This is a genomic window from Muriicola sp., assembly GCF_041567615.1.
Classification (GTDB): Bacteria; Bacteroidota; Bacteroidia; order Flavobacteriales; family Flavobacteriaceae; genus Muriicola.
The window spans coordinates 1-19,715 of record NZ_JBFGBM010000029.1; the positions used below are offsets into that span (position 1 = coordinate 1).

The window sequence follows — 19,715 nt, forward strand, 5'->3', positions numbered from 1 at the left end:
AGGCATTTTTATTTGAACTTGTCTTTGAGACTCCTTTCGGTCCTGGCAATAACGACCAGAAAACTCCCTAAGAGCAGGATCATGAAGATCGTGATACTCACAAGTAGAGTCAGGTCCCGGAATAACATGAGTACGCCACCCAGAAATACGAGAAGGACACCCTGTTTGATCATTTCCCGTGCAGAGAAGGCCTGGGCATGGTCCCAGCGTTCCTGTGATTTCATAGAGGACCTGGTGCGGTAGCCGTAGAGGTGGTTGACCTTTTTAGGGGGGTATTTCCACAGGAACAATCCGATGATTATCAGAGTCATCCCAACAAATCCAACAGACAAGAGGATCTCATTGAACTCAGATGAGTTTTCCATGGTCAGAGTGCAATTTTTGTAGCATCAAATGTACGTAGGATCGTGGATAGTCCCTTAACAACTCTTTAAGAATTTCTCATACCCTTTTTGGTATATTTAGCGATCAACTCTATACAAATCCTAATGAAAAAAATTGTACTCTCCCTGATGCTCCTTGCATCCTTCTCCCTTATTGCTCAAGAATTCAAAATGGACTTTGTTCAGGATCTCAAACCCAGGAATATAGGTCCGGGTGGAATGAGCGGAAGGGTCACGGCCATCGATGTGGTCCAGAGCGACCCCGACATCATCTTTGCAGGGACGGCCTCTGGCGGCTTGTGGAAGTCGACTTCCGGCGGTATTAAATGGGAGCCAGTATTCGACAAGGAGGTCACGGCCTCCATTGGGGCAGTGGCCATACAGCAGAGCAACCCTTCGGTCATCTGGGTTGGTACAGGAGAAGGGAACCCGCGGAACAGCCTGAACGGGGGTTACGGTGTATACCGCTCCCTGGACGGGGGTAAGAACTGGACCCTGATGGGCCTGGAAAAGACCCGGCATATCCACCGTATTATCATAGACCCCGACAATCCGAATACGGTCTACGTGGGCGCCATAGGATCCCCCTGGGGAGAACACCCGGAACGGGGCGTCTTTAAGACCACCGATGGAGGTAAGACATGGAACAAGATCCTTTTCGTAAACAACCGTGCCGGGGTGGCCGATATGGTCATGGATCCTACCAACCCCAACAAGATCTTCGCAGCTATGTGGGAGCACAAGAGAGACCCGTGGTTCTTTAAATCGGGTGGACCCGGAAGCGGGCTCTACATGACCCACGACGGGGGGGAGAACTGGAAAAAGATCACAGCGGAGGACGGGATGCCCAAAGGAGAACTCGGGCGGATCGGGATCGCAGTGGCCCGGAGCAGGCCCAATGTGGTCTACGCTCTGGTAGAGGCAAAGAAAAACGCCCTTTACAAGTCGGAAGACGGGGGCTTTACATGGAAAAAGATCAATGACAAAAATGATATCGGGAACAGGCCGTTTTACTATTCCGAGATCTATGTCGACCCCCAGAATGAGAACCGGGTGTATTCGGTTTTCACTTATGTCAACGTCTCAGAGGACGGTGGCAAGAACTTCTCTCAACTTATGCCTGCCTATGGTGTGAACAATGGGGTGCACCCGGATCACCACGCCTGGTGGATTCACCCGGAGGATGGGAATTTCATGATAGACGGGAATGACGGGGGATTGAACATCACCAGAGACCGGGGAGAGAGCTGGCGTTTTATCGGCAACCTTCCCGTGGGCCAGTTCTACCACATCAGTACGGACAATGAATATCCCTATAACGTTTACGGGGGGATGCAGGACAACGGTTCCTGGAGGGGCCCCGCCTACGTCTGGAAAGCCCAGGGTATCCGCAACAGCTACTGGCAGGAGATCGCATTCGGAGATGGCTTTGATGTGGTACCAGACCTGGATGATTCCCGCTTTGGGTATGCCATGAGTCAACAGGGTTTTGTAAGCCGCTACGACCATATTACGGGCAACAATTATTCGGTACGGCCTACCCCACCGGATAAGGAAACAGAATTACGGTTCAACTGGAATGCCGGGATCGGACAGGATCCCTTTGATAACAGCACGGTCTACTTCGGAAGCCAGTTCGTCCACAAGAGCACAGACAAGGGACTTACCTGGGAGGTGATCTCCCCCGACCTGACCACCAATGATCCGGAGAAGCTCAAACAGAGTGAAAGTGGCGGACTCACCATGGATGCCACGGGGGCCGAGAACCACTGTACTATCCTTGTCATAGAACCTTCTCCCATTGAAAAGGATATGCTATGGGTAGGGACGGATGACGGAAGAGTGCATCTCACCCAAAATGGGGGAGCGAACTGGACAGAAGTAACTCAAAACCTCAAAGGCCTGCCCAAAGGTTGCTGGATCGCACAGATCCGTGCCTCTGGGAGAAATAAGGGGGAGGCCTTGCTGATCGCCAATGATTACCGAAGGTTCAACTACACACCTTACGCTTACCGAACCCGGGATTACGGAAAGACCTGGGAGAGGATCGTCGACGGGAACGATGTGAAGAGCTATACCCTTTCGATCGTTGAGGATCCTGAAAATCCTAAGCTGATGTTCCTCGGTACAGATGACGGACTCTATATCTCCTTTGATCGGGCGGGCACATGGCAAAAATGGACGGAAGGATTTCCAACGGTATCCACCAAGGACCTGGTGATCCACCCAAGAGAAAGGGACCTCGTCATAGGGACTTTCGGTCGGGCAGCCTGGGTATTGGATGATATCCGCCCTCTGAGCACTGTAGCCTCGGATCCGGCTGTCCTCAACAAGGCCCTAGCCGTATTCGATCCGCCTGTGGCCTATCAGGCGGCCTACCAGCAACCTTCCGGGAGCCGGTTTGGTGCGGACGCCATCTTTAACGGCCAGAACAGGGAAGGTGGTGCCATGATCACCTACTTCCTGAAGGAGGGTAAACAGGCATCCAAATCCACAGAAAAGGAGGAAACTGAAGAAAAAGATGAGGAGTCAAAAGAAGATGAGGCCGAAGAGAAAAAGAAATCGAAAGACTCTGTGACCGTTGAGATCTTCAGGGGTGAGGCTCTGATCCGTACCCTGAAATACAAAACCCCCGAAAAAGCGGGATTCCACAGGATATACTGGAACATGGACGAGAAAGGGCCCGACAGGCCTTCCCGGACGCTGCGCAAACGCAGCAGGGAATCGGGGGGTGTGGATGTAAAGCCGGGAAAATACCGGGTGGTGGTCTCCGTGGGTGAGGCCAGTGATGAAACCGTGATCACCGTGGCTTCGGATCCCAGGCTGGAGGTTTCCCAGGCGAACATAGATCAGGTCTACACCGCAGCCAAAAAGCTGGAAGGGCTTACACAAACGGCAGCAGATGCCGTAAAACAGCTCGCTGAAAGCAAGAAGGTCGCTGAGAAGTACCAAAAGGATCTGGCTGAGCTCGACAAGGAAAAATTTGCAGAAGCCATCGATGCCTCCAAGGATATCGCAAAAAAGATAAATGGGATCATCGATATCTACCTGGGCAAAGAAGACAAGAGGCAGGGGATTACCCGAAATCCTGAAATGACCGTCATGCGAAGGATAGGGATTGCCAGTCAGTATGTGAACTCGAGAAAATCAGGGATCACAGAGACAGAAACCCGCCTTATGGAATTCGCCGAATCGGAGCTGAAAGCGGCCCTGGAAAAGACCAATGCCTTCTTTGTGGAGGACTGGAAAACATACCGAGAGAAGATTGAGCCCCTGAATGTAAGCCTGTTTAAGGATACCTCCAGATTCTCCCTCGATTGACAGGGAACAGGCATTTGACTATTTGATGAACGACATAAATGACAAAACCATGAAAAAAACACTGTTCCTGACCCTGCTTGTAGTCCTGTGGAATTGCAAAGAAAAACCCCAGGAGAATGAGGTGGCAAAGAACCTCAAGACCTATACCATCGAACAGATGATGGATAACGAGAATGTGGGGGGAGGCAGTTTCTCCCCGGATCTCAGCACCTTGCTGGTGACCAGCAACCGGTCCGGGATCTACAATATGTATACGGTTCCGGTAAATGGGGGCGAATTTCAGCCTGTGACGGAATCCGACAGTTCCTCAGTTTTTGCCATCTCCTATTTTCCGGAAGATGAGCGCATGCTTTTCCGTATGGACAACAACGGGGATGAGATCTATCACATCTTCCTGCGGGAGGAGGACGGGACCTATCGGGACCTGACCCCTTATGAGGGAGCCCGCTCCCTCTTTTACGGTTGGGCGGATGACGAGAAGGGCTTTTTCTTTGGATCCAACAAAAGGGATAGTCGCTTCATCGACCTCTACAAGGTAGACCTGGAGACTTTTACCCCGGAACTGCTGTATCAGAACGAACAGGGATATGACATAGGTGCGATCTCAAGGGATGAGAAATACCTCACCCTCAGCAAGGCCCTGAACACGAATGACGGCGACCTCTACCTTTACGACCTGGAATCCGGCAGCCAGGTTAAGATCAATGAAAGCCAGAGTGCCAATTCGGCCCAGGACTTTACCCCGGACAGCAGTGCCCTCCTGTACACTACAGATGAGGGTTCGGAGTTCTCCTATGTGATGCGATACGACATTTCAGGCGGAACACGGGAAAAGGTCATGGAAAGGGACTGGGACATCAATGGTACCTATTTTACCAGGACTGGCAAATACAGGGTGACCTACATAAACGAGGACGCCAAGAACAGTATCGAGGTAGAGGAAGTGGCCACGGGAGAACCCATGACCCTGCCTGCCATAGGCGATATGGACATCACCAGTGTGTCTTTTTCGGACGATGACAGCCTGATGAGGTTCTTCGCAGGGGGTTCTAACAGCCCATCAGACCTGTACGTGTACGATATCACATCCGGGGAACAAAGGAAGCTGACGGATGTCCTCAACAAGGAGATCCAGCCGCAGGACCTGGTGAAGGCCGAGGTGATTCGCTATCCTTCCTTTGACGGTCTGGAGATCCCGGCTATCTATTACAAGCCCCACCAGGCCTCACCCGAAAATAAGGTTCCTGCCCTGGTTTGGGTTCACGGGGGGCCCGGAGGACAGAGCAGACAGAATTTCAGCTCCCTGATTCAGTACCTGGTCAACCACGGTTATGCCGTCCTGGCAGTAAACAACAGGGGTAGCAGTGGGTACGGGAAGACGTTCTATCAAATGGACGACCTCAACCATGGCGACAAAGACCTGAGGGACTGTGTGGAAGGGAAGAACTGGCTTGCTTCACAACCTGAGATCGACCCTGACAAGATCGGGATCATTGGGGGTTCATATGGCGGGTATATGACCATGGCCGCCCTTACGTATACTCCCGAAGAATTTGCCGTGGGAGTGAATCTCTTCGGCGTCACAAACTGGATACGCACCCTGAGAAGCATCCCGCCCTGGTGGGAGTCCTTCAAGGATGCCCTCTACAAGGAATTGGGTGATCCCAACAGTGCAGACTCGGTGCGCCTCAGGGCCATCTCTCCCCTCTTTCATACGGACCAGGTCACAAAACCCCTCATCGTCCTCCAGGGATCCAAGGATCCTAGGGTATTGCAGGTAGAATCAGACGAGATCGTAGCCGGCGTCAGGAAGAACGGGGTCCCTGTGGAATACGTCCTATTTGAGGATGAGGGTCACGGGTTCGTGAAAAAGGAGAATCAGATCGCGGCGTACAGCAAGATCCTGGAGTTCCTGGACGTTTACCTGAAACAGGATAAAGGACAACCCATTCAGGATGGGGAGATCATGGACATACAAACCGATACCGAATGAAACGACTGATCCTCGCCATAACCCTCCTGTTTTCCGGGTTTACCATGGCCCAGGAAACCGGAGAAGACACCTGGGGTGCCTGGTATATGTATTTTGGCATGAACCGGGTCTCTGATAAGCTGAGCGTTCATTCGGAAGCCCAGTTCCGGTATTACGAGACCCAGGGTAATTTCAACCAGATGCTGCTAAGGACGGGATTGAACTACCACATTAATTCGGATGCGATCGCCACCCTCGGTTACGCTTACATCCTTACAGACAACACCTTCGAGGAATTCGGCGGGGACAGGGATTCCCGGGAGAACAGGATCTTCCAGCAGTTTATCCTCAAGAACAAGGTAGGAGAATTTCTCTTTGAACACCGATACCGAATGGAACAGCGGTTTATCAACTTCGGGGACTTTACCGACACACAGCACAGGGCCAGATACCGGCTGCAGGTTACCCTGCCATTGACCGATACTTTTTTTGTCAATGCCTATGACGAGGTTTTTATCAACCTTCAGGATGACGCTTTTGGTCAAAATCGGCTGTATTTCGCTTTCGGAGTGCACATCACAGAAAACAGCAGCCTGCAGCTGGGGTATCTCAAAAACCACTTCAGTGGGATCGATTTCGACCGCCTGCAGGTGGCCCTGTTCTTTAATCCCGATCTGAGGAAAAAGAAATGAAAAGGGTAAGGGAGGTACATTGACTTCGCCTTAAATTTTTGTAATTTTAAAAGATAACCCAAAACGCATATAGCATGAAAATATTGAGAGTATCATCACTGAGTTTGCTCCTGATCCTCGGATTAGGGTGTAAGGAAGCCAAGAAGGAGGCCGGTGAAGCGATGGAAGAAATGGAAGAGGCTGTGGAAGTGGTCAAGGAAGAGGTCATGGAAGAGACCATAGCCTTTAAGATGGACCCCAAAAGCGATAGTAATGTGGCTGGTGAAGTGGAGTTCACGGAAAAAGACGGTAATGTGGTCATGACTGCGAGCTTTTCCGGACTTACCCCAGGGAAACACGCCATTCACATTCACGAGAAGGCCGACTGTTCTGCGGCAGACGGGACTTCCACCGGAGGCCACTGGAATCCAACCTCAGAACCTCATGGAAAATGGGGAGCCAGTGAAGGCTACCACAGGGGGGATATAGGGAATTTCACGGCAGATGCCGAGGGCAATGCCGTAGTAGAGTTCACGACCGATCTCTGGTGCCTGAGCTGTGAAGATGAAACAAAGAATATTACGGGAAAAGCTGTGATCGTTCACCAGGGAGTGGATGATTTTGTTTCCCAGCCCAGCGGAGCTGCCGGAGCCCGGATCAGCTGTACGGGAATCATCAAATAAATAGCAATGCATGTTGCAAGGGCCGTCTCCGGACGGCTTTTTTTATGCCTTAGAAGAATTGGCGCTCACCCTGCAGCCCGAATGTTTTTATTTTAGTCGTGTATCCGCATTCCCGGTCAGGTTAACCTTACCTGGGAAGATAGCCGAAAGTACAGCTTTGAAAAACCAAGGGTCGCTTTCTGAGGATTATTTGCGCAGCAGGTTTTGTAAAGATCGGTTGGCCAGCCAAATTTTAACAAAGACAAGAAGCATTGCTATGGACCAGCTGATAAAGAGGAAATATTCCATAACGTAGGTGATTTGGGTCGGTTACGTATTTATTTACTAATCGTTCAGGAGTAATACTTGGGGCATTAAAACATGAACTTGAACGATAAAACTATACATTTCGTCTATAATTTCCTAATTATACACAGGAAAATCGAGCAAATCCGTGGCATTATTCGATGAAATGCAAAGTGGCGTCTTGACGCCTGTCACAGCTTGCACCACCGAGGAAATAGGTCATTTTCCATTCTTTCCCGAGATTCCGGCTCCTTAATTTTTTAGAAAAGTCAATTTTTGATGTACTTTGGGTCCAAATTCTCAGCTCATGAATCCCTCTGGACCCGGTTGGATCAATAAATTCGGCGAGGTTGTACGGAATAAGTCGGGTATGTACCCCGACTTTTCCACCCTGTACTCCAGCCTGAAAGAATACGGGTTTGTCTATGGGATCAATGTAGACATCCCGGCATTTATCAAGATCGAACACCCTCCTTCGGATGATGAACGAGCCAAGATCAATCTGCTGGTTGCCCTGTACTTCACTTTTTCTATCGAAAGACGGGAGGGCGACTTCGAGGAGTTCCTCGAGACCATTTTCGCCTTCTACAGGGCTTTGAACATCGGCAGAAGTTCCTTTCTCAACAATTTGCTCACGGGTAAAAAAACCTCTGACAAGTTAGAGACCCTCATCGATTCACGGGTGTATCTGGATGAAAATGTGATCACCAGAACCTTTAACAGCGTGATCACCAATTCCCTGCTCTTTATCGATGTCCTTACCTTTCGCTACTACCTGAGGGGGGAAAAAGATCTGGTAGCCCAGGCGCAGAAACTGGAGTACCTGACCATCAACATTACGTATCACGCCCTGAACGCCAAGGAAAAGAACAGGTCGGATGAAAAACTTTCCCAGCTGTTTGCCGCTTCCCTCACATTTATAGATGCGGAGGAGCAAAAATTCGACGGGTCGTACCGGGAGATCCTGATGGAGAATTGTTCCCCCTGGGAGAATCAGTATTTCCTCGATGTGGCCAGTCTTACCGTTTGGGAGGACTATTCCCTGGATTACAAGGAATCCCAGTACATCTACGGAATCGGGAAGGACATGGGCTTTGAGGAGAAACAGATCGCTGACTCCCTGGAGGAGATCACGATCTTTTTTAAAAAGAACATTGAGAAGATCACCTTTCTGAAGGATACCAATCTGGCTGTGCAATTTTATGACAGTATGGCGAGGGTCGTGAACAAGCTTATCCTGAGAAACAGTAAGCGGCTGCAAAAAGAACTGGCCGAAAGCAAGGAACTTGTCTTCCTCATTTCAAAAGGAGCCGTAAAAGAACTGAGTGCATCCGAGAAGAAAAAAGTACAGGACCAGCTCATGGATATATTCAAAAGTGTCCCGTCTCTGGCGATCTTCATGCTGCCGGGAGGGGCTGTTCTCCTGCCGATCTTTATCAAACTCATCCCTACCTTGCTGCCTTCCTCTTTTGACGAGAACAGGGTGGTTAAAAAGGAGGAAACTCCCCGAAATAAGGACTATAAGAAAAATCTATAGTGGATATTAATTGTTTCTTCTTCAGGGTATTGGATTGCCCTATTCCAACCATAACTTAAAATCTCTTACCCGCTCCCTGCTGACGATGATTTCCTGCTCCGGAGTCCTGTTCAGCTTGATCTGCAGCCTGGAATTGGTGTAGGAGATGATGTCCCGGATATGGTTGATGTTCACGATGTACTTACGACTTGCCCTGAAGAATATTTTAGGGGGGAGTTCGGTTTCCAACTGTTCCAGGGTGGTATCCAAAAGGTAGGATCTTCCCTCCGAGGTCGCCGCATAGGTTCCCTTGTTCTCGCTGTAGAAACATTCCACGTCATCGGCATGGATGATCTTAAGGTGCTGCCCTACTCTGACGGTAAACCGTTTTTTGTATTCCCGTTCGATGGGATTGACCAGCATTTTTTTGATGTCCTCAAAATCGATGGTCATTTTGGGGTTCAGGGCATTGTTCTGTGATCTGAATTTTTCGACGGCTTTCTTCAGTTCATCCTCATCAATGGGTTTGAGGAGATAGTCTATGCTGTTCAGCTTAAAGGCCTGCAGGGCGTATTCGTCAAAAGCGGTGGTGAAGATGATGGAACTTCGGATCTCGAGAAGATCAAAGATCTCAAAGGACAGCCCGTCTGAGAGCTGGATATCCAGGAAGATAAGGTCCGGGTGGGGATTGTCCTGGAACCATGCCAGGGATTCCTCCACGGAGTGGAGGGTTTGCCCGGAACGGATCCCGAGTTGGGCCAGCATTCTCTCCAGTCTTCTTGCGGCGGGTTTTTCGTCTTCAATAATGATCACATTCATGTAAAGCAGTTTGGTCTTTTCTCTCGCTTTCGGAAGTATTCCTATGCGAATTCGTTATCGTTTGCCGTTCTCTTCTTCCAGGAACTTCTGCATTTGCCGCTCTTCCCACCTGCGGACAAAGCTCAATCCGGGTCCGAAGACCCTCATCCAATGGATCAGAAGTATGAAACCCCAGAAGAGAGGTGTGCCGAACAGATTCCAGATGATCCATACGCCGAATTCAGAGTCCATCCCGGAGAAGGATTCCGAGATGTTCTGCAGACCGCTATAGGCCAGAATCAGGATAAGGCTGTTAACAATGAGATATACGGTCAAATGGCAATAGAACCCTTTGATCCTCTTTACCTTTTTCTCTGCCGATTTATAGGCGGCCAATGTTGTATTTTCCATGGTTATTTATATTTAGCTGCATCTCGTTTATCCTTCTCTATGTACTTTTTGATCTGCCTTTCTTCCCATTTCTTTCCCAGGATGGGGTTGTAGTCAAACACCTTAAAGCCGTGGAAAGCCAGACCTATCCCCCAGAAAAAAGGGGTAAAGAATGTACCGAATTGCCAGAAGGCATCCCCTCCACTCCATGATCTGATCAGGATATTCACAACGATAAAGGAGTTGATGACCAGGTATACCGTCAGGTGGATGTAGAATCCCTTTAGCTCCTCTACCCGTTTCTTGGCCTTTTTAAATTTTTCGGTTTCTTTTTCTTGAAATTCCATAGTGCAAATTTTTTTGCTTATTCCCAGCGCTTTATCTCATCTTCATCCTTCATGAGCTCTTTGATCTTGCGCTCTTCCCAGGCCCTTCCAAAAAAGGGATTTAGATCGAAGGTCCTCACTGCGTGAAAGAAGATACCCAGGCCCCAGCCAAAGGCAACCCAAAGGAACCAGGCATAGCGCCATTCGTTATCGTAATAATTGACGGCAGCCAGGAAGGCGACCACCAGCACATAGGATGTGACGTTCCCATAAAACTTCTTTAATCGTTCTACCCGGGCTTTGGCCCTTAAATATTTATTCTCTTTGCTAAACTCTTCCATGGTCAGTGATTTTTACAAGTATTCGATTTTGTCTTACAAAGTTCCACAGGCCGATTTGATTTTCTAAATAAAGTAGTCCGAACTGTAGAATTACTGATCTGAACTGTCGGTTACGCTAAAATCTTTCACTCGTCAGATAAGTAACCTTATACCATTAAAAATCCTCATTCTCCATGTATTCCCTGATCTTTCTTTCTTCCCACCTCTTGCCCCAAAGGGGGTTGTACCCGAAAGCCTCCATTCCATGAGCGACCAGTCCTATACCCCAGCCCAGGGCTGGGAACAGTACCCAGGGAAAATCCGTGGAGCGATAGTTCACCCAGGCCAGAAATGGTATGATAATGCAATAGGCCAGCAGGTTGCCATAAAATCCTTTGATGGCTTCCACCCGTTCCTTGGCTTTTTCATATCGTTTGTCCTCGATGTACGCTTTTTGCGATTCCATGGTTCCTATTTGTTTGGTGAGCATCGGCAGTTTCACCCTGAAATCCGATGTCGTTTTTTGGATGTCCACTTTCCTGTCTGATAAAATGGAATACCGCTGCTGTATATTTCTCAATCCTACCCCGCTACTCCTTTTTACTACCGACTTCTCCTGCAGGTTGTTTTGAACAACCAGATTTCCATTTTCCTCAAAGACCCTGATCTCCAGCGGCTTTGATGAGGTAACCATGTTGTGTTTTACGGCGTTCTCCAACAGTAATTGCAGGGAAAGAGGGACGATCTTTGCTTCGGGATTTGAGGCCTGTTCCGGGATCTCGAACCTGATGCCGTCCTCGAATCTCATCGTCAGCAGTTTGACGTAGGTCCGCGCAAAATCCAGCTCCTCATCCACCGGGACCAGGTCCTTGTTCTTTTGTTCCAGCACATAGCGATATACCTTTGAGAGGGACGTCGTAAAACGCTGGGCCTGATCGGGGTCCTCTTCGATCAGGCTTGTCAGCACGTTCAAACTGTTAAAGAGAAAGTGAGGATCGAGCTGATTCTTCAGGGCATCGAACTTGGCCGAGGCCGTTCCTGCGATGATCTTCTGTTCCCTGATCTTGGTGTCCTGAAGGGCCTTCCAGAAATAAAAGGCGTGAAAGAAAAGGGAAGCGATCAGAACTATCCCCAGTGCCATGATGTAATTGAACACTCTTTCCCCCGCTATAAATTCCTCCAGCGACTTCCCGTATAGAATTACCTCTACGAACCAGCGGACGAGGGCAAAGGCCATGACCGTGACGATCACAGATCCAATGGCCCCGAACCACAGCCTTTTTTGCGGCTGAGTTGCCCAGCTGTATTTGGAATTCGAGTATTCATGGAAATACGAACTCACGGCGGTCAGCACAAAACTGTAGATCATGGAAATTCCCGAGATTTCGAGGAGTTCCATCAGACCCCAATCGTAACTCAGGTTGATCACTACATTGATAAGCACTATCACAGCGGCGATCAGTACGGAGACCTTGAATATCTGAATTAAACTTTTCATCCTTTTTGTCTGAAATTCACAAAATCCGATACCTGATTTTTAAAGGTAACAAAAAGATAGTTCCTCCATGGTCGGCGACATCTCTCACCTGCTTCATTGAGAAGATGTGTTCAGTATCAGATCGTAATATTCCGGATAATCGTCCAGAATTTCAACATCGAGGCACCGAATTGTCGATTTTGGGTTACCAGTCGTCATAAGCGAAGTCTTACACGGAGAATTTATCTATTTTTGAGCCTGATCCCATCGACATGTATATCCCTCAACACTATAAGAACGAGGACCTTTCAGAGGTCAAGGAATTCATTGTTACCCATTCCTTCGGCATCCTGGTAAACGACCTGGAAGGTAAGCCCTGGGCTACCCATACGCCCTTGGAACTTACCACTGACAGTGGCGGACGGGATATCCTGATCGGGCACATCGCCAAAGCCAACCCCCAGTGGCGTGCTTTTGCCGGCAATCCCCGTGTGCTATGCATCTTTCATGGGCCACACTCCTATGTGTCCTCCTCCTGGTACAAGGAAGAAGAAGTACCTACCTGGAATTACATCGCCGTACACGTTTACGGCAGTTTACAGGTCATGACCGAAGAAGAGGTGCTGGCCTGGCTGAGCAGCCTGGTGGATCATCACGAAGCAGGGGAAAAAGATCCGGTATCCCTGCATCGTATGTCGGATGCTACCTTAAGGCAGGTAAGAGGGGTAGTGGGTTTCCGGATTCAGATCGAGGAGATCCAGGCGGCTTACAAGCTCTCCCAGGGGCGGGAAGAGGACCACGCACGGATCATTTCAGAACTCTCCTCCAAAAAGGATCCCGGAAGTAAGGAGATCTCCGGGATCATGAATAAAAGGTCTTCCGGCCGGTAAAAAGAATCCGTTTCTCCGTTGCCGAAGCCTTGAGATCAAATGGTCTGCAAATGTTTGAGGAGGTCCTCCCTGTAGGACCGACTTAAAGGGATCACCTTTCTGTTGATCTCTACATGACCTTCTCCCAGTACGTCCAGTTTAGATATATTGACCACAAAGGAACGGTGTACACGCACGAACAAGGCGTCGGGAAGCTTGGTCTGCATATCTTTCAGGGTGGTGGCCAGGATGTATTGCTTTTTGTCCGTTACTAGGTGACAATAGTTACGATCGGCCTCTATATAGAGGATATCCTGCAATAATAATTTGATCATCTGCCCCTGGTGGCGGATAAAGATCCTGTCGTTCAACAGGGCGATTTGCTCCTGAGGATTTTCCTGTACCTCTTCTTTATTCTTTAGTTGCTCGGAAACCAGTGCCAGGGTCCTGCACAGGTCGCGCATGGTAATGGGCTTGTCCACAAAGGCAAAGGGATGCGTCTTCCTGGCTTCTTCAAAGGTGGCCTCATCATTGTTGGCTGTGATATAGACCACAGGGATATCCGTTTCATGCTGGATCTTTTTCACGGTTTCAATACCATTAAGCCTTCCCTTCAGATTGATATCCATAAGGATCACATCGGGTGGATTCAGGCGGGAATGGATAATGGCTTCCTCCCCCCTCGACTCGATTCCCGTAACCTCATAGCCTTTCTTGGTAAGCTGGAGTGAAATGTTGGAGGCGATGATCATATCGTCCTCAACGATGAGTACCCTTGTTTTATCTTCCATATCAGGCGGCTTGTGGGAGTTGAAAATTAAATGAGACCGATGTTCCCTTGTCTACTACCAATTGCATTTCCCCGTCGAGTTGGGTGGTCAGCAGGGCGATGAGTTGCGTACCGAAGCCGGTACCTTCAATACCCTGGGCGATGTCCTTCCCTATCCCGTCATCGGACACTTCCAGGTGAAGCACGGATCCTCGCTGAAAAAGGGATACGCGGATACGTCCCTTGCGGTCTTCCGGAAAGGCGTATTTCAGGGAATTAGACAGCAGTTCATTTACGATAAGGCCTATAGGAATGGCATGGTCTATATCCACTGAGATGCGTTCCATCTCGCAATCCAGTTTAATTAGGCCTTCCTTTCCGTAGGAATGGATCACATGGTTCCCCAGATTTCTGAAATAGTCCTTCATTTCGATATGCGAAAGGCTTTTTCCCTGGTACAGCCGCTGGTGGATCATACTCATGCTGTGGACGCGCTGCTGGCTCTTGATCATAGCGCTTTTGACCTTGGGGTCCAGGATCTGATCGGCCTGCAGGGCCAGCAGGCTGGAGACGATCTCGAGGTTGTTTTTAACCCTGTGGTGAATCTCTTTCAGCAGAAATTCCTTTTCTTCATTCTGTACCCTGAGCTTTTCGTTATTTCTCCGGTTTGTGCGGACCGACTTAAAGATCAGCAGTAAATAAAGGATCAGGAGGACGATCACGACCATCCCCAGGGTCTGGATGACCTGCTGTTTTTTGATCTGTATACCCTGTAATTCGATAGTGTTTTCTTTATCGGCAACATCGAATTCAGTCTGGATCTGTGACATCCGATCAGCAGCTTCCACGGTGAAGACCTCTCGCTGCAACTCGTCATACTTCTCAAAAGCCGCATAGGCCTCTCTGTAGCTGTGACTTCCGGCATAGGCCTTCCCCAGGTTCTGATAGGCATCGCTCAAAAAGAAGGCGTCCCGGAAATCATCGGTCGCGATCGCAATGCTCTTCTCCAGACTTATGATGGATGAAAGGTATTTTCCCTGTAACCTTTGCATTTTGCCCAGGGCGAGCCAGGATCGCATCAGCATAAAGTTATTGTTGAGCCGCTCACTAAAGAGGATCGCATTGAGGGCGGCTGCCTCCCCCTCCTTCAACTGATTGGTCTGGCCGTAGAGGTCTGCCAGGGAAATATAGATATCGCTCAGGTTGTTGTAAAATCCATAACGCTCTCCTATGGAAATAGCATGATTGTAATATTTCAGGGCTTCCTCAGTATCACCCAGGGCCAGGTAATTATTACCCACGACGTAAAGGGTGAAATCGTAATCGAGGTCAATGAGCCCAGTGCTTTCGAACAATTCAAGGGCCATTAAACCCTGCTCCAGGCCCTTCTTATATTTCTTTTGCTTCCAGAACAGGTTGCTGAGATCACTGTATGCCTGAGCCTGGGCATGAACATCCCCGAGCTGTTCACCTAGTTTTAAGGTACGCATGGCGTATTCAGCAGCTTTTGCCAAATCACCTTCCCTTTCCGCCACATAACCCAATTGGGTAAAGAGCAAAGGAAGTTCATCCCGGTCTACCCGTTTCAGGGCCATCCCCAGTACGGTCCTGGCGCTATCCAGTTTTTCGTCCCTTAGCAGAATAGCCCCCTGGGTGATCTGGAATCGCCCGATCCATTTTGGAAGATCCAGATCTCTGGCTTCCTTCAAACCCTTCTGGGTGAATTCGTAGGCTTTTACCAGATCACGAGTATGCCAGTAGTACGAAAGATCATTCAATAGGGTCAGCCTGAGGGAATCAGTAGGAGCATGCCTGTAGGCCATCTCAAGGGTATCCAGATAGGACGCACCAAAATTATCGGTTTGTTGAAAGACTTTTTTGTAGGAATTTTCTTCACTAAAGTCGATAATCTGAGACAGGACTAATGGACTGCTCAAAAGGAAGAGCAGGCAGATGATCATTTGTGTGAAGGATCCTGTTCTCATTTCATTTCTAAACGGGCCGTTAGGGAAATGAGGCTCCCTAAGGTACAAAAAAATATCCTTGGGATTTGTGGGATAAAAAAAGTTGTGGCTTCGGACAGTTTTTCACCTTGTTCGTCCTGAAATGACTGCTTTATCTCATAGAGATACATTATTATTTAATTACAGTAACCGTAGCGGGGATGAATCGTAAATGCCAGGCCTATGAAACGTGTTACCTTTCAATTGATCCTGTTCTTTTTTCTGCCTCTCGCTTGCGGGGCGCCTGAGAAAACAACCGATCCAGAACATTCTCCCCGGAAAAAACTGGTGATGCAGTATATGGACTCCGGGTGGAATTCAATTGACGGTTCATCACTGGGAGAACTACTTGCTGAAGGATATGAAAGGAATCTCAACGGGATACAGGTTGTGAAAGGGACGGTGGAACTCGAAGCGTATATTCAGAATTACCGGAGGGCCTTCCCCGATCTCAAAGTGACCCTGGACCAGTGGGTGGAGTCGGATGAGCAGGTCGTCGCCGTCTGGACCTTCGAAGGGACCAATACAGGAGTGTTCGGGGAATTCGTGCCTACGGGGAAAAAGGCCAGGGTTCATGGGGTTTCCCTGTTTACCGTGAACGAACAGAACAAAATAATCAGTGAAGATATTTACTATAACGAACTCTACCTTTTACAACAATTGGGATACGATCTTATCCCACCCATCCTCGAATAATATATCGTCAAACCTATCCATAACCTTTAATTTGAATGAACATGAAAACTAAACTCAGAAACTTTTTCACAATGGCCATGATGGCCGTAATGTCCTCGGCTCTTTTCGCACAGGGATCGGCCAATCAATCCTACTGGGTCCACGAAGATGTGGTAAAACCCGGCATGATGGCGGAATATGAAGCCGTTTGCAAAGAACTCATCGGGCATATGAAAACCCACAACATTCAGGGTGCCGGCTGGATCGCTACCAACACTTCGGACAACCGATACCTCTATGTAAGTCCGATCGCGAATATGGCCGACCTGGACAAATCGGTATTTAAGGAGCTCTCAGAAAAAATGGGACAAGAGGCCATGAGTGCCCTTTTTGCCAGGATGGATAAATGCTATGACACGGAGCAGGATTACATCATCCACCTGGATGCGGACCTTTCTTACCAGCCCGGAGGGATTGACCAAAATCCGGAAGGACAGAATTACAGGAAATTCCACTACCTCTATGTAACGCCAGGTAACCGCGCAGCAGTAAAAGAAAAAATGAAAGCTGTAAAGAACATGTTCGCCAGTAAGGGATCCAAGGTCCATTACAGGGTATACCGCAGTGGGTTTGGGACCCGGGGAGAATTTTATATGGTTGCCGTCGCAGCTAAGGACGCTGTCGATCACGCCCAAATGTCCAAAGCCAACCAGGAACTGATGGGAGAAGATGGAGGTAAAGTGATGTGGGATCTCATGAACAACCTGTTGAGTTATGAAGAGTACACAGGGATGATGAGACCCGATATGGCCTATTCACCTTCCAACTAAAGAGAAATTAAACCTAACCGACCAACCTAGCTGAGAGACCCGGGATTATCCGGGTCTTTCTTCTTTGTTCAACTCTATAAAAAGAGGTACTTTTATGGACAACCTTTAATTGATAACTCATGTTACGCAGCAAATTCTGGCAGGCATTCTTTGCCATAGGACCCATCGCGATGGTCGTTCTCGGCCTGATCGGATATTTTATCTTCCTTTTTATGCTGATCGGCAATATCGACCAGCTCGAGCATGGCTCTGAGAACTTTCCGGAAGGATGGATCCTAGGCAATCTCGGGATTATCATCCTTTTTGTCCTGGTCGCAGTTTTAGTCTCTTTTGGAAGCCTGATCTACTATATCGTCCATGCTGCCTACAATCCCAACTTGAAGCAAAATAACCTTTTGCTGGTCTGGATCCTGCTGTTCATCTTTGCCAATGGCCTTGGCCAGCTGATCTACTGGATCATGGAGGTCGTCGGAAAAAGGGATCAGGAAGGAACCTGAGCCTTTTTTAACAGCTCCTTTGCCCTAATGGATTCTCCTGCAGACCTAAGACTGTCAGTCATCAAAATTCAGAGTGGCCATTCTTGAATTCGAAGCCTTCTGAACACTCATGATCCAGAGCTCATTGCCGTACTTGGAACGGAAGTCGGATTTCACTGCTTCCAGATCGGCCTCGTCGTTCTCGTAACGCGCCAGATACACATAGTTGAGTCCGTTCACAGGATTCTTGAAATATCCGGCTTTGATGCCCTTTCTTTTGAGCTCGGCGAGGTACTTCTCCAGATACTCCCTGGTTTCAAAGACATTGGCAATGACATAGTGACCCTCGGGTATGCCTATGAGGTCCCCCAATACGATGGTGTCTCGTGCAATTCGATCAGGGGCCAGGGACATCTGGCTAAGTCTCGTTAATGAATCTATATTTTTCTCCATCTGCATCTTGATCTCATCACTGAGCCTGGCAGGCTCTTTTGCAGCCGCTGCAGAAGCAAGGAGGGCAGGCTTTTCGTCTCCCATGGCATTTTTCATCGCCTCGAGTTCTCGCCTGGTATTGCGTACGGCAAGTTCGAACCGGCGCTCCATTTCCGAGTTGATATGGTTTTCCAGGGAGTCTACCTTGTAGATCAGTTCATTGATCACTGCGTAATTCGCCCGGTTGAGCTTTCTCAGTTTATCGATCTCCAGGTAGAGGGGGTTCTTGTTTTTCTTGATCCTGCGTTTCACGTCCAGATAATCAGAATCCTGTATCTCCTCGGTTTCCCGTTGGACCATATCTTCGGTGAGGTTGGGTATGATGTTATACGCTACGGAGATCTCATGGGTCACCCCAAAATTCTGAATGCCCTGGGAAAATCCTTTTTCGAAATTATAACCCAGGGAAAGCCTTTTATTGATGTTGAATCCCGCCCCTGCAGATCCGCCGTAAAAACTGTCATAACCGGCCTGCAACCAACCCAGTCGGGGCAAGTCGAGTATGACACCTCCGCCAAATTCGAGTCCTTCATTCCCAATCTTCCGTATCCTCGCAATGGGCATGAGCCTGCCTTCTTCGAAGATCCCGTCGGCGTAGCGGAAGTTACGGGTGTACTGCAGGTGGCCGGAAAAGGATTTCTCGCCAAAACTGGTCAGGGACTCTCCGGTCTTCAGATTAAAGTCGAAAAGATCCTCTGCGAAGATCCCAATGTCAAAACTCCCGAAAGCTACATTGATCCCTGGCTGAAATGCGATAATAGAATTTTCACTTAGGGCTGCCAAGGCCGGGTCTGTTTCATTGGTGACCGCTCTGTTTTCGTCAAAACTGCTGCGGTAATAGGGAATATTGAACCCAAAGGTCAGCACGCTTTTAGGGCCGAGACGGACCCCATACGCATAGTTGGTCAGTATCCCTATATTGGATACGAGCCCTTCCTGTTGATTGTAAACACTGATCCCGAGGCCGGTCCGGTCATTGATCCGCCCGCTGTAACTCAGAAAATAATTCTGGTAATTGTCCTGGAAGTAGGCCGACTGGCTGCGGTGGAAGAAGTTGATATACGACTTGTCTTCCCGTACCGTGGAAAAGGTCGGGTTGATGAGAAATCTATTGAATTTTAAGAGGTTTTGAAAAGGGACGTTATAGGAAACGTAAGGCGATTCTTCCTGGCTAAAAAGGTGTCCCGATAATGAAAGACTCAACAGAACCATTGCCCAAAACCTAAAATGGACAACTCGAAAAGAATCCTTGAAAATAGATTGATTATTGCAGAACATGGCACAAGTATTATCTGCACTAAATCATAGCTCCTTTCACAAGGTGGGGACACCTTTAGCCAAGAATAAAAACTAAAATTAAGAAGGAGTAATTTATTAGTACATAGGTTATCTTTTCATAAGATTTGGTGATCCTAAGTTGAACAAACCTCGATTATCCGCAAACTTTTTTCGGTAAAAT

Annotated in this window: 18 protein-coding genes; 9 read left to right on the forward strand and 9 right to left on the reverse strand. The window is 48.6% G+C overall.

The annotated features are described in order from the left end of the window. Positions 1-8: 8 nt before the first annotated feature. A complete protein-coding gene (locus ABYP73_RS03375) occupies positions 9-365 on the reverse strand; it encodes an SdpI family protein (RefSeq protein ID WP_372973448.1) in 357 nt (118 codons plus the stop codon). 123 nt (positions 366-488) lie between these two features. On the opposite strand from ABYP73_RS03375, the gene ABYP73_RS03380 reads away from it, so the two are divergent. The 5 genes from ABYP73_RS03380 (at position 489) to ABYP73_RS03400 (ending at position 8,852) form a co-directional block, all read left to right on the forward strand. Further along, entirely contained in the window at positions 489-3,704 is a 3,216-nt protein-coding gene (locus ABYP73_RS03380; protein ID WP_372973449.1) for a hypothetical protein, read from the forward strand. Positions 3,705-3,753: 49 nt separating this feature from the next. Next, complete coding sequence (locus ABYP73_RS03385; protein WP_372973450.1) at positions 3,754-5,697, forward strand: alpha/beta fold hydrolase; 1,944 nt, start codon at positions 3,754-3,756, stop codon at positions 5,695-5,697. Continuing rightward, positions 5,694-6,368, forward strand: coding sequence for a DUF2490 domain-containing protein (locus tag ABYP73_RS03390; RefSeq protein ID WP_372973451.1), 675 nt, complete (start codon positions 5,694-5,696; stop codon positions 6,366-6,368). Before ABYP73_RS03385 ends, ABYP73_RS03390 begins: the two co-directional genes overlap by 4 nt. Positions 6,369-6,442: 74 nt before the next feature. Then, a complete protein-coding gene (locus ABYP73_RS03395; protein WP_372945334.1) occupies positions 6,443-7,030 on the forward strand; it encodes a superoxide dismutase family protein in 588 nt (195 codons plus the stop codon). 592 nt (positions 7,031-7,622) lie between these two features. Then, positions 7,623-8,852 carry an LETM1-related biofilm-associated protein gene (locus ABYP73_RS03400; protein WP_372945335.1) on the forward strand — a complete coding sequence of 410 codons (1,230 nt, stop codon included), beginning with the start codon at positions 7,623-7,625 and terminating at the stop codon, positions 8,850-8,852. A 39-nt stretch (positions 8,853-8,891) separates the two neighbouring features. On the opposite strand, the gene ABYP73_RS03405 is transcribed toward ABYP73_RS03400, so the two are convergent. From ABYP73_RS03405 to ABYP73_RS03425, 5 genes are all read right to left on the reverse strand, one after another. Next, positions 8,892-9,650, reverse strand: a complete 759-nt coding sequence (locus ABYP73_RS03405; RefSeq protein WP_372945336.1) for a LytR/AlgR family response regulator transcription factor — start codon at positions 9,648-9,650, stop codon at positions 8,892-8,894. Positions 9,651-9,704: 54 nt separating this feature from the next. Continuing rightward, a complete protein-coding gene (locus tag ABYP73_RS03410; RefSeq protein WP_372945337.1) occupies positions 9,705-10,040 on the reverse strand; it encodes a 2TM domain-containing protein in 336 nt (111 codons plus the stop codon). A 2-nt stretch (positions 10,041-10,042) separates the two neighbouring features. Beyond that, positions 10,043-10,366: a 2TM domain-containing protein gene (locus ABYP73_RS03415; RefSeq protein WP_372973452.1), complete on the reverse strand. Its 324-nt coding sequence runs from the start codon at positions 10,364-10,366 to the stop codon at positions 10,043-10,045. A 17-nt stretch (positions 10,367-10,383) separates the two neighbouring features. Then, the gene (locus ABYP73_RS03420; RefSeq protein WP_372945339.1) at positions 10,384-10,686 is read right to left on the reverse strand and encodes a 2TM domain-containing protein; all 303 of its coding nucleotides are present in this window, start codon (positions 10,684-10,686) and stop codon (positions 10,384-10,386) included. Between the two features lie 154 nt (positions 10,687-10,840). Further along, entirely contained in the window at positions 10,841-12,163 is a 1,323-nt protein-coding gene (locus ABYP73_RS03425) for a 2TM domain-containing protein (protein ID WP_372973453.1), read from the reverse strand. Positions 12,164-12,414: 251 nt separating this feature from the next. On the opposite strand from ABYP73_RS03425, the gene ABYP73_RS03430 reads away from it, so the two are divergent. After that, positions 12,415-13,032 (forward strand): FMN-binding negative transcriptional regulator, encoded by a 618-nt coding sequence (locus tag ABYP73_RS03430; protein ID WP_372973454.1) that lies wholly within the window; start codon positions 12,415-12,417, stop codon positions 13,030-13,032. 35 nt (positions 13,033-13,067) lie between these two features. Here the strand turns inward: ABYP73_RS03430 and ABYP73_RS03435 are convergent, their stop codons facing one another. Both ABYP73_RS03435 and ABYP73_RS03440 read right to left on the reverse strand, forming a co-directional pair. Next, positions 13,068-13,802: a LytR/AlgR family response regulator transcription factor gene (locus ABYP73_RS03435; protein WP_372973455.1), complete on the reverse strand. Its 735-nt coding sequence runs from the start codon at positions 13,800-13,802 to the stop codon at positions 13,068-13,070. Between the two features lies 1 nt (position 13,803). Continuing rightward, positions 13,804-15,765: a sensor histidine kinase gene (locus ABYP73_RS03440; protein WP_372973456.1), complete on the reverse strand. Its 1,962-nt coding sequence runs from the start codon at positions 15,763-15,765 to the stop codon at positions 13,804-13,806. A 201-nt stretch (positions 15,766-15,966) separates the two neighbouring features. Here ABYP73_RS03440 and ABYP73_RS03445 point away from each other — a divergent pair, with 201 nt between their 5' ends. The 3 genes from ABYP73_RS03445 to ABYP73_RS03455 all read left to right on the forward strand — a co-directional run bounded on the left by ABYP73_RS03445 (position 15,967) and on the right by ABYP73_RS03455 (position 17,785). Beyond that, complete coding sequence (locus ABYP73_RS03445; RefSeq protein WP_372973457.1) at positions 15,967-16,479, forward strand: ester cyclase; 513 nt, start codon at positions 15,967-15,969, stop codon at positions 16,477-16,479. A gap of 41 nt (positions 16,480-16,520) precedes the next feature. Next, positions 16,521-17,288: a hypothetical protein gene (locus tag ABYP73_RS03450; RefSeq protein WP_372973458.1), complete on the forward strand. Its 768-nt coding sequence runs from the start codon at positions 16,521-16,523 to the stop codon at positions 17,286-17,288. Between the two features lie 119 nt (positions 17,289-17,407). After that, positions 17,408-17,785 (forward strand): hypothetical protein, encoded by a 378-nt coding sequence (locus tag ABYP73_RS03455; protein WP_372945749.1) that lies wholly within the window; start codon positions 17,408-17,410, stop codon positions 17,783-17,785. 54 nt (positions 17,786-17,839) lie between these two features. Here ABYP73_RS03455 and ABYP73_RS03460 read toward each other — a convergent pair whose 3' ends face one another. Then, positions 17,840-19,534, reverse strand: a complete 1,695-nt coding sequence (locus ABYP73_RS03460) for a PorP/SprF family type IX secretion system membrane protein (protein ID WP_372973459.1) — start codon at positions 19,532-19,534, stop codon at positions 17,840-17,842. Positions 19,535-19,715 lie beyond the last annotated feature (181 nt).

Bases quoted from the DNA above. Each gene is read 5' to 3' on its own strand.
- ABYP73_RS03425 (WP_372973453.1), bottom strand. From the start codon at position 12,163: ATGAAAAGTTTAATTCAGATATTCAAGGTCTCCGTACTGATCGCCGCT.
- ABYP73_RS03380 (WP_372973449.1), top strand. From the start codon at position 489: ATGAAAAAAATTGTACTCTCCCTGATGCTCCTTGCATCCTTCTCCCTT.
- ABYP73_RS03375 (WP_372973448.1), bottom strand. From the start codon at position 365: ATGGAAAACTCATCTGAGTTCAATGAGATCCTCTTGTCTGTTGGATTT.
- ABYP73_RS03445 (WP_372973457.1), top strand. From the start codon at position 15,967: ATGAAACGTGTTACCTTTCAATTGATCCTGTTCTTTTTTCTGCCTCTC.
- ABYP73_RS03415 (WP_372973452.1), bottom strand. From the start codon at position 10,366: ATGGAATTTCAAGAAAAAGAAACCGAAAAATTTAAAAAGGCCAAGAAA.
- ABYP73_RS03400 (WP_372945335.1), top strand. From the start codon at position 7,623: ATGAATCCCTCTGGACCCGGTTGGATCAATAAATTCGGCGAGGTTGTA.
- ABYP73_RS03435 (WP_372973455.1), bottom strand. From the start codon at position 13,802: ATGGAAGATAAAACAAGGGTACTCATCGTTGAGGACGATATGATCATC.
- ABYP73_RS03405 (WP_372945336.1), bottom strand. From the start codon at position 9,650: ATGAATGTGATCATTATTGAAGACGAAAAACCCGCCGCAAGAAGACTG.
- ABYP73_RS03430 (WP_372973454.1), top strand. From the start codon at position 12,415: ATGTATATCCCTCAACACTATAAGAACGAGGACCTTTCAGAGGTCAAG.
- ABYP73_RS03395 (WP_372945334.1), top strand. From the start codon at position 6,443: ATGAAAATATTGAGAGTATCATCACTGAGTTTGCTCCTGATCCTCGGA.
- ABYP73_RS03460 (WP_372973459.1), bottom strand. From the start codon at position 19,534: ATGTTCTGCAATAATCAATCTATTTTCAAGGATTCTTTTCGAGTTGTC.
- ABYP73_RS03420 (WP_372945339.1), bottom strand. From the start codon at position 10,686: ATGGAAGAGTTTAGCAAAGAGAATAAATATTTAAGGGCCAAAGCCCGG.
- ABYP73_RS03455 (WP_372945749.1), top strand. From the start codon at position 17,408: ATGTTACGCAGCAAATTCTGGCAGGCATTCTTTGCCATAGGACCCATC.
- ABYP73_RS03390 (WP_372973451.1), top strand. From the start codon at position 5,694: ATGAAACGACTGATCCTCGCCATAACCCTCCTGTTTTCCGGGTTTACC.
- ABYP73_RS03385 (WP_372973450.1), top strand. From the start codon at position 3,754: ATGAAAAAAACACTGTTCCTGACCCTGCTTGTAGTCCTGTGGAATTGC.
- ABYP73_RS03450 (WP_372973458.1), top strand. From the start codon at position 16,521: ATGAAAACTAAACTCAGAAACTTTTTCACAATGGCCATGATGGCCGTA.
- ABYP73_RS03410 (WP_372945337.1), bottom strand. From the start codon at position 10,040: ATGGAAAATACAACATTGGCCGCCTATAAATCGGCAGAGAAAAAGGTA.
- ABYP73_RS03440 (WP_372973456.1), bottom strand. From the start codon at position 15,765: ATGAGAACAGGATCCTTCACACAAATGATCATCTGCCTGCTCTTCCTT.